The organism is Pseudomonadota bacterium, assembly GCA_030860485.1.
Taxonomy (GTDB): domain Bacteria; phylum Pseudomonadota; class Gammaproteobacteria; order JACCXJ01; family JACCXJ01; genus JACCXJ01.
The window spans coordinates 1-13,141 of record JALZID010000358.1 but is presented as its reverse complement, the minus strand read 5'-3'; the positions used below and the strand labels follow the sequence as shown (position 1 = coordinate 13,141).

Annotated in this window: 7 protein-coding genes; 3 read left to right on the top strand and 4 right to left on the bottom strand. The window is 66.8% G+C overall.

What is annotated here, in order from left to right:
- From M3461_22370 to M3461_22355, 4 genes are all read right to left on the bottom strand, one after another.
- On the bottom strand, nt 1-910 hold a 910-nt coding region (locus tag M3461_22370), incomplete at its 3' end, for an ABC transporter permease (GenBank protein ID MDQ3776895.1).
- Nucleotides 910-2,076, bottom strand: a complete 1,167-nt coding sequence (locus M3461_22365) for an ABC transporter permease (GenBank protein ID MDQ3776894.1) — start codon at nt 2,074-2,076, stop codon at nt 910-912. The genes M3461_22370 and M3461_22365, both read right to left, overlap by 1 nt.
- Nucleotides 2,077-2,120: 44 nt before the next feature.
- A complete protein-coding gene (locus M3461_22360; GenBank protein ID MDQ3776893.1) occupies nt 2,121-2,411 on the bottom strand; it encodes a hypothetical protein in 291 nt (96 codons plus the stop codon).
- Nucleotides 2,412-2,535: 124 nt separating this feature from the next.
- On the bottom strand, nt 2,536-4,971 hold the full coding sequence (locus tag M3461_22355) for an EAL domain-containing protein (GenBank protein ID MDQ3776892.1): 2,436 nt from the start codon (nt 4,969-4,971) through the stop codon (nt 2,536-2,538).
- Between the two features lie 1,126 nt (nt 4,972-6,097).
- Here M3461_22355 and recC point away from each other — a divergent pair.
- The 3 genes from recC to M3461_22340 form a co-directional block, all read left to right on the top strand.
- Nucleotides 6,098-9,373 carry an exodeoxyribonuclease V subunit gamma gene (gene recC, locus M3461_22350; GenBank protein MDQ3776891.1) on the top strand — a complete coding sequence of 1,092 codons (3,276 nt, stop codon included), beginning with the start codon at nt 6,098-6,100 and terminating at the stop codon, nt 9,371-9,373.
- A complete protein-coding gene (gene recB, locus M3461_22345) occupies nt 9,370-12,921 on the top strand; it encodes an exodeoxyribonuclease V subunit beta (GenBank protein MDQ3776890.1) in 3,552 nt (1,183 codons plus the stop codon). Before recC ends, recB begins: the two co-directional genes overlap by 4 nt.
- Nucleotides 12,918-13,141, top strand: a 224-nt coding sequence (locus tag M3461_22340; GenBank protein ID MDQ3776889.1) for a hypothetical protein, incomplete at its 3' end; no start/stop codon positions are given. The genes recB and M3461_22340, both read left to right, overlap by 4 nt.

The window sequence follows — 13,141 nt, the reverse complement described above, 5'->3', positions numbered from 1 at the left end:
GCAGAATGGCGGCGCGCTGGAAACCCAATGCCCGGAGGGTGCCGATCTCGGCGGTTCGGTGGGCGACCGAGGCATACATCGTGGTCATGGCACCCATGACCGCCCCGAGCGAGAAGGTGAGCGAGAGCGCCGTGCCGAGGACATTGAGAAATGTCACCATGACCTCGGACTGCTCGGCATAGAAGTCGGTCTCCGGCTGGGCCTCCAGATTGAGGCGCTGGTCCGAAGCGATGCGGGCGCGCAAGGGATCGAGATGCGTGGGCCTATCCAAGCGCAGGATCACCGATGAATACGCCCCGCGCCGGAACGCCTGCATGAACTGCTCGACATCGCCCCAGATCTCCGATGCGAAGCCGCTCCGGCCGGCCTCGAAGATGCCGACCACGGTCCACTGTCTGCCCCCGAAACGCAGCCGTTCGCCGAGGCCCGCATCGACAAAACCGTCCGCGATGCGCTCGCCGGCCACGATCTCCGAGGTGCCGGGACGGAACATGCGACCGGCCTTGACCCGCACCTGTGGCCGGAGTGCAAGCCCGGTCTCGGACAATCCCCTGAGTGTGACATTGGAAGGTTTGGCGCTGCCGCGTTTGGTGAGCACCATCAGGACCACCACCTCGCGCGACACGGAGGGCCGGCCCCGGGGCGACACGGCCACCTCCGGGTACGTCTCGATGAGGGCGGCCTGGTCTCGATCGATGCTGCTTTGGACCTCGGTCTCCGCCCCGCGACGGATGATGACCATGTTGTCCCGGCTGCCGGTATCGACCAGGGTGGCCTCGAGTCCCTCGGACAGCATGAGGACCGCCGCGAACACGAACACCACGAGCGCCATGCCGCCGGCCGTGAGCAAGGTGGTGAGCTTGCGGACCCACAGGTTGCGAAGGATGTAATGGTAGGGGACGCCGGCCATCAACCCATTCCCCTGAGCCCGACGACGACGGGGACCCGCACCGCCTGCGGGGCGGCCAACAGCGCCGCCAGCACCCCGACCGCCGCCGCGCAGCCGATGGCGAGCCCCGCGGTCTCGTCGGACACCTCGAACACCGGGAACAGTGTCCCGACCTCAGCCGCAAACACCGCCGCCGCGGGATAGCAGAAGAGCACGCCCAGGACCCCGCCCAGGAGCGCAATGGCGAGCGACTCCCCGAGGATCAAACCCAGGATCCGAACCGGCCCGAACCCCAGGACGCGCAGGGTCGCGTGCTCCCGGCGCCGCTCCCGGACGCTCATCGCCATGGTGTTGCAGAGGACCGCGAGGATGATCCCGATGACAAGGACCGACACCGATTGCACCACGATGAGGATGGCCTCGGTCATGGCGACGAAGCCGAGCTGGAAGGCCTGCTCCGTCTCCGTCAGGGTCTCGGCGAGCGAGTTCTCGAAGACTTGATCGATGTCCCGAGACACCCGCGCCGCATCACCGGCGCGCTCAATCCCGACGATGAAGATCCCGGTGTGATCGGCGCGCGCCTGTGCGCCCTGCTTCAGGGTCTCGTTGAGATAATCCCAGTGGAAGAAGAAGTTGGTCTCATCGGTCTTGGGGTCCCGGCCCCGGTAGATGCCGCGCAGCACGAAGCTCCATTGGCCCGGATAAATCGTTCCCCGCAGCGGGATCACGTCCCCGATCTTCCAGCCGTACTGGGCCGCCACGCGTTCGCCCGCGAGCCCGCCCTTGCGGTCGTGCAGGAAATCCTTGAGCTGCTCCGGCGGCACGATGAACTCCGGGTACAGGGTGAGATAGTCCCTGGCCTCGACCGCAAACTGCGGAAAGAAGTTCTTCTCGTTGATGTAGACGCCTGCGAACCAGTTGGCGTAGCTGACGGTCTCGACACCGCGGGTCCGCCGGATCCGACCCAGATAGCTGATGGGCAAGGGGAAGGTGAGCGAGACGGCATTGCGGGTGATGAGGCGCCTGGCCGAGGTCGCCTCGGCCCCCGCATACCAGGTGTCCACCACCGTACGCAGGATCCCGAAGGCCAGCACGGCCACCACGATGCCCGCGACCGTGAGCCCGGTCCGGAGCGGGTGCCGGCCGAGATTGCGAAGGATGAAGCGGAGATAGAAGAAGTGCGGCATCGGAGCACGGAGTGCCCGGGGGCCGCCGGACTATAGCACAGGCGCTAGCCCGCTCGGCGCACCGGGAGCGGCCGGCGGCCGAGCGTCGAGGTGTCGGTGGCGCGAGGCCTTCTTTCACGGTTACTCGTTTTTTTCTTCTCCCGCGTATAAAGACGCTCGAAGCGCTCCATCTTATTCGTACGATTTTCTAAACGCATATATAAGACTACGAGGGCAACCGTGAGTAACAGGATCCCCGAAACGATGGCGTAAGAATTATATATATACAGGGCGGCGGCGATCCCGCCCGCGATATAGAAGTAAGGAAGCATCTCATACGTGGTTTTGGGGATCATGATTAAGTTTCCCGATGAAATGGCATTAGAATATGGCAAATAAGCGCTTTTATCATGCGTCGGATAGGGTCGAATTAATGGATCGGACGGCGCGGCGCTTTCCCAGAACGTGTTCTTACCGCCGTCACCGCTGTTTCCATTGTGACGCGCTGTTCGCCAGAAATTCAGTCACCTTCTCCGCCGGCATCGGCTTCGCGATCAGATACCCTTGCGCCTCGTCGCAACCGCGCTGTCGCAAGAACTCCAATTGGGCCTCGGTCTCCACGCCCTCGGCTACAACGGCGATGCCGAGCGCGTGACCCAGATCGATGATGGCCGCGACGATAGCCTCGTCACTCGGATCTCCGGGGATGCCGCGCACGAAGGAATGTTCGATCTTGAGCTGGGCGATGGGTAGCTGCTTGAGCGTGGAAAGCGAGGAATAGCCGATGCCGAAATCGTCGAGCGCGATGCCGATGCCGAGCGCGCGGAGCTTCGCGAGACGCTCGCTTTGCTGAGTGAGATCGTGCAAGACACTCCCAGTGAGCTCGAGACGCAGCCGCCGGGGGGACAGGCCGGTTTGCGCTAGCACCGCCTGCAGCCCGTCCAGATAATCCGGCGCCGCAAGCTCGCTGGCCGAACAATTGATCGCGATCCGCGCGGGCCCCCCGGCCTCAGCCCAGGCTTGCGCCTCTGCGCAGGCCTGCTTCGCAACCCAATGTCCCAGGGGCAGGATAAGCCTCTCGTCCTCGGCGAGGGTGAGGAAGCGCGCGGGTGGTAGCAGCCCCAAGTCCGCATGCTGCCAGCGTACCAGCGCCTCGAAACCGGTCACGCGGCCGTCAAGAAGCGAAACCTGCGGCTGGAAGAACAGCCGGAGATCCCCCTTTCCAAGCGCCCGGCGCAGGCTGTCCGCAAGCAGCACGCATTCGGCGATGCGCGCCGACATCTCCGGATGGTACAGGCAATAGCGGCCCTTGCCGCCCGCCTTCATGCGGTAGAGCGCCGTGTCTGCCGCCTCGATCAAGCGGTCGGGCGTCTCGCCGTTTTCGGGAAAGACCGCCACGCCGATACTGGCGCAAGCCGCGATAAGGTGGCCGTCAATGTCGAGGGCGGGCGCAAGCGTCTCGAGTATCTTCTCGCACACCGCGGCCACGTGTTGGACGGTGGCTATGCCCTCAAGCAGCACCACGAACTCGTCACCGCCGAAGCGCGCGACGGTGTCCTCATCCCGTAACGCGCCCGCGATGCGGCCGGCCACGTCCTGGAGCAAACGATCGCCGGCCCCATGTCCCACGGTGTCGTTGACGCGTTTGAAGTCGTCGAGATCGATGAACAAAACGGCGCACATCTGGCCGCGCCTCTTGTTACGGGCCAGCGCGTGCGCCAAGCGTTCCTGGAAAAGCAGGCGGTTCGGCAAGCCCGTGAGCGGGTCATGGTGCGCGAGGGCACGGAGCCGCTCCTGTGTCCGTCGTAGGACGCCGATGTCGGCGATGATCGATATGTAATGGCGGGCGCCGGTCTCGGGATCGATCACAAAGGTCAGGCTTTCCAGGGCCTCGAACACGCTGCCGTCCTTGCGCCGGAGCGCGATCTCCCCTTGCCAGCGCCCGTCACCTGCATACGCCTTCTCTTCTATCTGCTCCCACGGGGCATCGCCGCTACGGCGCGCCTGCAGCCTGTCCCAAGGTTGTCCCACGATCTCCTTGAGCGCAAAGCCGGTGGAGGTGGTGAAAGCCGGGTTGACGGAGTGGATCCGCCCGTCTGAACCGCTGACGACGATCCCCTCGCCCGCGGCCTCGATGATGGCCGTGGCCTCCCTGGCTTTACTCTCCCGCTCGCGGCGCTCGGTAATGTCGCTTAAGACGCCGATGACCCGCGCTTGCGCCCCGCCCGGGTGTACCAGACCCGAAGCCTCGAACCAACGCACGCTTCCGTCGCTCCGCACCCCGCGAAACGCGAGGCACAAGGGGGCCCCGCTCTCGAGCGCGGCGTGCAGGGCAACGTCTACGGCCATACGGTCATCCGGATGGATGCGCTGCAAGAATGTATTCCAATCCGAGTTCAGGACCTCGGGAGCCACGTCGAAGAGCTGCGCGAGCCGCGCGCCTCCAAGGAACTGCTCGCCGCCGTACTCCCAGGGCACGAGGCCCCCGGCTTCGAGCGCAAACCGGTGACGTGCCTCGCTCGCGGCTAACTCGGTATCGGCGCGGTGACGCGCGAGCGCCATCTGTATCGTGGCGAGCAGCTCGCGGGGCTCGAAGGGCTTGACGAGATAGCCATTGGGCAACAAGGCGCGCGCCCGCGCGAGAATGGCGGGCTCCGCATGGTCGCTCAGGAACACCACAGGGATCTGCAAGCGCTGGCGGATCTGCTCCGCGGCCGCGATGCCATCCATATCCCCCGCGAGGTGGATATCCAGAAGGGCCAGATTCGGGCGCGTAGCCTCGGCGAGCACCAGGGCCTCTTCTCCGCGTGCGCAAACGCCCGCGATCCGGTAACCCGCCTTCACAAGCCGACGCTCGAGGCTTTGGACGACAAAGCCCTCATCTTCGACGATCAGGACGGAAACGTGGTCCGACATGGTGATTCGAGTTCTCTCAGACCGGCACTCCCTTGCCGACGATCCTATAGCACTACAACGCGAAATACATCGCCAAGCGCCTGGGCTGCCGAAGTGGCCTGCGCTGCCCATCAGCGCAAGAGACTCGAAAGCCAGGCTCAGAACGACGCAAGCTGTGTATCGCAGAAGGTCGCTGAACAGTCACGCATCTTGCCCGAAAAATCGGACTAGGGCCTCCCGTACTACCGCAGACACTTGCGGGTTGGGCTCTTTCGCGAGCTTTCGCTTCGTGGTCTCTTTGATGATGAGCTCATACAGTTCCGGCGGTAGCGTCACTGTCACCTTCACGTAGGCAAATTTTTCTCCGTGAGGCCGGCTGGGTATGAGTCGGCCTTTTTCACCCGATACGCGGCGCGGGGCCCGCCGCCGATCCCCATGTTGACGCCGACCTGGTGTTGGGGGTATTTCATTGCCAGGTCCCTTCTTGAGTGCGGGCTTACGATCCAAAGTTTCCTCTCCAGGTGAATGTTGACATGCAAGTCTAGCGGGAACAAGTCTAGCGGGAATATTGCTGCCTTCTTAAATCATAGAGAAGCTTTGATGAAAATAAGATGTCGGAAATATGTGAAAACAAGAGACATGGGTTTACCTTATCCTCCCCGTCTTGATACCCGCAAGATGTATTGGTCTCAGGACCTCGCCCGGTACGCCCGACGGTGTGTAAGTATTTGATTTACAGAAATTAGCGAGCTGGTGATTAAAAGGTAACCGAGTTATCGGAAGCCTGTAATTTTGCTGCCTCGCAGCAACTTGCTGACGAGTTTTCAACAGGGTTGTCCACAGTATTTGTGCATAAGCGGCCCCCATACCATCAGACCATCAGAGTGTGCCTCGGTTGGCTTCGCCCTCGATGCCTACATAGCGACCAGTCCCCGGTGTACCGCTAGCGCACCCATGCCGGGCCCCGGTCTGATGTGCTCACCGGGCGTGAGAGGATTGCAAGCCTTTGGTTTATAAGACTTCACCTCTCTCGCCGCCGGATCGGTAGGCGGCAGAACATCGCGGCTCGCATTGCAGCAAGGCTATCGGACAGGCATAGTCGGCACTCCCAGAAAACCCGAAACGTGAGCGGCGGGATCGAACCGCAATGTTCAGCATCATCCACGGCAACCGGATCGAGGCGTTAGCCGAGCGGTTGCTCACCGATCCGGCGCGCCGGGACACGGATGTCCTCCGGCCCGAGACGATCATCGTCCCGAGCCTCGGCATGGCACGCTGGCTCAGGGATCGGATCGCCCTGCGCGATGGGGTGTGTGCGAACGTCGAGTGTCCCTATCTGGGCGAGTTCATCTGGAAGAGTTTTTCGGCACTCTTGCCCGACGTGCCGGCGCGCTCGCCCTTCGATCCCGAGGTCATCGCCTGGTGCGTGTTCGAGCGCCTCGGGGCGCTGCCCGAGATACCCGAATACGGCCCGCTCGCGGCCTATGTCACCCACGGCGATCCACAGGGCCGCATGGGGCTCGCGTGCCGCATCGCGCGGCTCTTCGACCAGTACCTCGTATACCGGCCCGACTGGCTGCGTGCCTGGGAAAGGGGCCGGCTGCTCGGGCTCGGCAGCGGCGACACGGAGCGCTGGCAGGCGCGCCTGTGGCGGGAGTTGGCAAGGCTATCCCCGAGTTCCTTCCGAGAGCACCCCAAGGACCGCTATCTCGCGGCGCTCGCCGGACTTCTGCACAGGAAAGAAGACCTCCGCGTCTGGCTCCCCCCCCGCATCGCGCTATTTGCGATCCCGCACCTGCCACCCCTCTACCTCGAAATCCTCTTGGCACTCTCGGCGCACATCGATATCCGCTGCTACGTGTTGAATCCTTGCCGGGAGTACTGGGCCGACATCGTCACGGAACGCGACCTCGCGCGCCTGTCGCTCGCCGGCGAGGCCGAAGTGTCGCACCACGAGATCGGCCATCCCCTCCTGGCCGCCTGGGGAAGACAGCCGCAGCAACACCTGAACCTCGTCGCCGCCCTGTGCGGCGAAGAAAGCGTCGAGCAGGATGAGCACTACGACGACCCCGCCGGCGTCTCCTTGCTGGCGCTGCTGCAGCGCTCCATCCTTAACCTCGACGACCTGGATGGCAAGCGACTCGTGCTGTCGCCTCATGAGCACTCCGTCCAGGTCCATGTCTGCCACGGTCTGATCCGTGAGCTGGAGGTGTTGCACGACCAGTTGCTGTCGCTCTTCGACGCCCATCCCGGCCTGAGCCCGGCGGACATCGTGGTGATGACCCCCGATCTGGAGGCAGCCGCCCCGCACATCGATGCGGTGTTCGGCTCGGCACCGCGAGAGCGATACCTCCCTTTTGGGATCACCGGCCGGGCCAGCCCTTTAGGTACGCCGCTCCTGCGGGCGTACGCGACGCTCCTCGGGCTGCCGCGCTCGCGTTTCGAGGCCTCCATCGTGATGGAGCTCATCGAGACCCCGGCCGTGGCGCGCCGCTTCGACCTCGGCGAGGCCGATCTGGCCTGCATACGCGCCTGGTTGCGCGAGTCCGGCGTACGCTGGGGTCGAGACGCCCAGCATCGCGCCGCATTGGGCCTCCCCGCGGAACCCCGCCACACCTGGGCGGATGGCCTGGCGCGTCTTGTCCTCGGCTACGCGCTGCCCGGCGGCGGCAGGCGCACCTGCGCCGGGGTCTTGCCCTATGATGACATCGAGGGGAGCCAGGCGCTGGCGTTGGGCAAGCTCTGCACCGTGTTCGAGGCGCTCGAGGGCGCGGCCCGGGACCTCGCCATCCCCCGCCCCCCGGCCGAGTGGGCGACCTTGCTCATCGCCTATACCGACCGCTTCCTGCTGCCCGCCGAGGACGAGCAGGGAGACCTAAAGCGCATCCGCTCCCTCCTCACCGGCCTCGGCGGGGACGCCGCCCTGGCGGCGGCGCACTCGCCCGTCGGGGTGGAGGTCATCGCCGCGCTCCTCACGGAGCGGCTCATGGACACGGCCCCCGGTGCGTCGCCGACCGGCGCGGTCACCTTCTGCGGGATCGGCAGCTTGCGGGGCATCCCGTTCCGGGTCGTGTGCCTCATCGGCCTGGCCGACACCGCCTTCCCCCGCCAGGCAGCCGTTACGGAATTCGATCTCATGACCGAACGGCCGCGCCTGGGGGATCGGGCCCGCCGTCACGACGACCGTGCCGCCTTCCTCGATGCCCTGCTCTGTGCCCGCGAGGTGCTTTACCTGAGCTACCCCGGTCACAACGTTCGTGACGACAGCCCTCTCCCGCCCGCGATACCGGTGTCGGAGCTACTCGATTATTTGGGGCGCTCGGTCGCGGGGGGTGCCGATGCCGTCCGAGGCCGTCTCATCACCGAGCACCGCTTGCAGCCTTGGAGCCCCCATTACTTTAGGGGACTATCGGGGGGAGGTCTATCGGGCGAAACGGGCGCATTGTTCTCCTACTCCGCCGACTACGCGGAGGTCGCAAAGAGGGCCCGGACCGATTCGAGGTCCGGCGCCCGGCCGCTGTTCCTTCATCCACTTCCCGAGCCGGGACCCGAGTGGCGGCAGGTGGAGATCGATCGGCTCATCGACTTCTTTTCTCACCCCGTCCGCTTCCTGCTCCGGGAGCGCCTGGGCATCCACCTCGGCGCCGGGGAGGCCGAGTTGCCGGCAGAGGAACCCTTTCGGCTCGGCCGGCAGGACGGATCCCGGCTGGCCGAGCGGCTCCTGCCGCTGTGCCTCGCGGGTGCCGGCGACGCCGGGATAGCGGAGATCGCCCTGGCCGGCAGCGAGTTGCCCCATGGGGCGCCGGGCCGCATCGAGCTGCGAAACGAGTGGCGGGGACTGGCCCGATTCCGCGCCGATCTCATCCGCCTCGGACCCACGCATCCCCTGGATGCTCTCCCGTTCGCGCTCACGATCGGCGAGGTCTCGCTCACGGGATCGCTCTCCGGGCTGCACCCGGATGGCCTGTTCGGCCATCGGATCGGCACCCTTGGGGCTTTCAGCCTGTGGAACGCCTGGCTGCGGCATCTCTGCCTGTGCGCCGTGCATCCGCCCGGGATCGCGGCCCGGAGTCGCTGGTTGCTGAAGGACGTCCTACTTGAATTCACACCGGTGGAGGACGCGGAGGCGGAGCTTGGAACACTCCTCCGACAATACCGGCACGGCCTGTCCACGCCCCTCCCCTATCCGCCCCGCAGCGCCCTCGCGCTCATCGAGGGCAGCGCTGCCAAGGCCCGCTCGATGTGGGCCGGCCGCCCGCCCCAGCACCCCGGCGAGAACCACGACTCCTGGTTCCGCCTCCTCTACGGCGGCGCCCGCGACGACCTGCCCGGGGGGTTCGAGAGCACGGCCCACGCCCTGCTCGATCCCCTCTTCGCCCATCTGCGGGAGACGCCGGCCGGAGAGGCTCTCCAGAATCCATGACCATCGAGCAGCCCGTGGCCCTACGTGTCCCGCTCACCGGTGTGCAGCTCATCGAGGCCAGCGCCGGGACGGGAAAAACCTGGACCCTGTCGGGGATCTTTCTGCGCCTCGTCTTGGAGACGGACATAGCGATCGGCGGGATCCTCGCCGTCACCTTCACGCGCGCCGCGACCGCCGAGCTGCGCGAGCGCATCCGGGGCCGGCTCGGCGCGATGCTCGACCTCCTGGAGGGCCGCGGTACCGACGACGGGCTGTGTGCCCTTCTCGCCGCGCGGCTCACCGACACCGGGCGCGCGCGGCTCAAGCTGCGCGCGGCCCTGTACGGCTTCGACGATGCCGCCCTCTACACGATCCACGGCTTCTGCCAGCGGGTGCTGCGCGATCGGGCGTTCGCGAGCGCCATGCCCTTCGAGACCGAGGTCCTGGCCGATGCCAGCGAGCTGCTAGGCGCGGTGGTTGCGGACTTCTGGCGCCGCCACATCGCCTCGCCGCCCATCGCACAGGACGGCGGCCCGGAGGCCCTGCTCCATGACTCTTTCGTCGCGTGGCTGCTCAAGAGGGGTATCACGCCCGAGTCCCTGCGCGCGTGGCTCGACCCGCTCCTCGACAAACACGAGCTACGGGTCGAGCTCCCGCTGGAACCGCCAGGCGGCATTGGGCCGATCGAACGCTACGGGTTGCTCCGGGATCGCGGATCCGAGCTATGGCGCGCCGAGCGTACCGACATCCTGGCGCGCCTCGACACCGGGTTGCGCAGGAACGTCTATCGCGCCGAGCGGGTCCGCAACTGGGCCGCGGAGATCGATGCGTATTTCAGAGAGGACGCTGATCCCCTCGCCCTCCCCCGCCGGCTCGATCGCTTCACGACCACGCGGCTCGCGGCAGCCAGCACGGGTGCCCCTCCGAGCCATGAGCTCTTCACGCTCGCCGAGAATCTCTTGACCACGCATGAGACGCTGGTGCGCTCTTTCGAGGCGCGCCTCGGGGCGCTGCGCCAGGCGTTGCTCGAGGAGGCCCATGCGGCACTCAAAGAGAGACTGCGCGAGGCCCGGCTGCAGACCTACGACGCGCTCCTCGAGAACGTATACGACGCACTCACCGGCCCGCGGGGCGAGACGCTCGCCACCCTGCTGAGGCAGCGCTATCCCGCGGCGCTCATCGATGAGTTCCAGGACACCGATCCCCTCCAGTACGCCATCTTCCGGCGCATCTACGGGGACGGTGGCAACGCGCTCGTCCTGGTCGGCGACCCCAAGCAGGCGATCTACAGCTTCCGCGGCGCCGATCTCCACACCTACCTCAAGGCCCGCGAGCGCTGCCGGCAGGTCCATACCCTGGACCAGAACCAGCGTTCGGTCGGCGGGCTCGTGACCGCGCTCAACACGCTCTTCGGCGCCCACGCGCACCCCTTCCGGCTCCCGCGCATCGCCTTTACACCGGTGCGTGCCCCGGATACGCCACGCGTCGCCCTTGTGGAAGAGGGCCGGAGCGACCCCGCCCCGCTGCGGGTGTTCCTGTGCCGCTCGAAGGACAAGCCGCTGTCCAAGACCGAGGCCCGGTCCTGGGCCGCGACCACGGTGGCCACGGAGATCGCCCGCCTGCTCGCCGCTGCCGACGCCGGGGGCGTACGCCTCGGTGATCGCCCGCTCTGGGCACGGGACATCGCGGTGCTGGTCAACGAGCACAGCCACGGCACGGAGGTCCGGAACGCGCTCCAGGCACTCGGGATCGCCTGTGCCCAGCGCTCCAAGGACAGCGTCTTTCACAGCCCCGAGGCCGAGCAACTCGAGCGCCTCTTACTCGCGCTCTGTGAGCCCAGGCGGATCGGGTGGGTGCGGGCGGCGCTGGCGACGGATCTCTTCGGTCTCGCGGCCCACGAGCTCGCGGCCCTGGAGACCGACGGGGACCCCCTGGAGACGCGTCTTGCGGACTTCGAGCATTACCACACGCTGTGGCGTCTGCACGGCTTCATCCACATGTTCCGCCGCCTGGTCGCCGAGTGCGGGATCGCGGCCGGGCTCGGGGGCTTCACCGATGGCGATCGGCGCCTGACCAACCTCTTCCACCTCGCCGAGCTCGTGCACTGCGCGCGGCTCTACGGCATGGAGGCCGAGCTCGCGTGGCTCGCCGCACGGCGCCGGGACGCCGGCCCGAGCGAAGACGCGGAGCTGAGGATCGAGGGCGACGAGGGGCTGGTCCAGATCGTCACCATCCACCAGAGCAAGGGTCTGGAATACCCGGTGACCTTCGTGCCCTTCCTGTGGGACGGCAAGTCGCGTGCGGCCAGGGGCGACACCTGTCTCTATCACGATCCCGAGGACGACGACAGGCCGGTGCTCGACCTCGGTTCCGCGCGCCGCGCAGAGGCCGTGACCCTGGCGCGCGAGGAGGATCTGGCCGAGCGGCTGCGCCTCGCCTATGTGGCCCTGACGCGCGCGCGCAACCGCTCTTACTTTTGCTTTGGGCGGATCCACGAGGCCGGAGCGTCGCCGCTCGCCTGGCTCCTGTTCGGCACGGACGCGGGCCCATTGCCCGCCGATGCGGACATCGAGAGTAGATTTCGCACCCTCTCCGCAGAGGCCCACGGCCATATCCGCATCGAGGACCGGCCGGACCCCGTGCCGCGGCGGGTGCTCGTCGCCCCCATAGAATCGCCCTTGGCCGCGAGGCGTCTCGAACGGCCCGTGCCGCCACCGGAGCGCGTCGTGAGCTTCACCTCGCTGCACCGTGCCGGCGGTGAATGGCGCGCCGAGCTTCCCGACCATGATGAGGGGGAGGCGAGCCCCGATCGCGGCGAGCCGGGCGGCGGGCGCAGCGACTTCCCCCGCGGCGCCGTGGCCGGCGATTGCCTGCACGAGGTCCTGGAACGCATCGACTTCTCCGCATCGCCGGACGACTGGCGAGGGGTGATCGGCCGGCGGCTCGCCGAGAGCGCCTATGCGCCGGGCTGGGAAACCGCGCTCTGCGGGTGGATCGCCGAGGTCCTCGCGACGCCGCTTTGGACCGGTGCCGGCGTCCCTTTCTGTCTGGCCCGGCTGTCACCGCGCGCGGTCTTGAAGGAGCTGGAATTCGAGCTACCGCTCGGTCCGCTGGAGCCGAGCGCGATCACCGCCATCGCCGCCCGCCATGGACTGGCGCTGCCCGCGCTCGCGCACGAGCGGGTGAACGGCTACCTGAAGGGCTACATCGATCTGGTCTTCGTACACGAGGACCGTTTCTATATCGCGGACTACAAGTCCACCTGGCTGGGCGCGGGGCCTGCCGACTACACCCAAGCGGCCCTGGAGGCGGCCATGGCCGCCTCGGGTTATCACCTGCAATACCTGCTCTATACGGTGGCGCTGCACCGCTGGCTGGGCCGGCGGATCGCGGGCTACGACTACGAGCGCTGCTTCGGCGGGGTCTATTATCTCTTCCTGCGCGGCATGCAGCCGGGGCGGATCGACAGCCCGGGTCGGCCCTTCGGGGTGTATCGGGCGCGCCCGGCGCTTGTATTGATCGAGGCCCTGGACGGCGCGCTCGCGCGAGTCCGGACGCCGATGCCATGAGCACCGCAACCCTCCTGGGTACCCCGCTCGAGGAGGCGCTCGCGGCGGCGTTCGCCAGGCTCGTGCGCGAGCTGCACCTGCGCGCCGGCGGGCGCGCCGAGGACGCCGAGGCGGTCGCTTTCGCGGCCTCGCTGGTCAGCCGCGCGGCGAGCGAGGGCCAGAGCTCCCTGGATGTCGCGGCGATCGAGGCCCAGGAATTCTTACGTCCCATAAACTACTT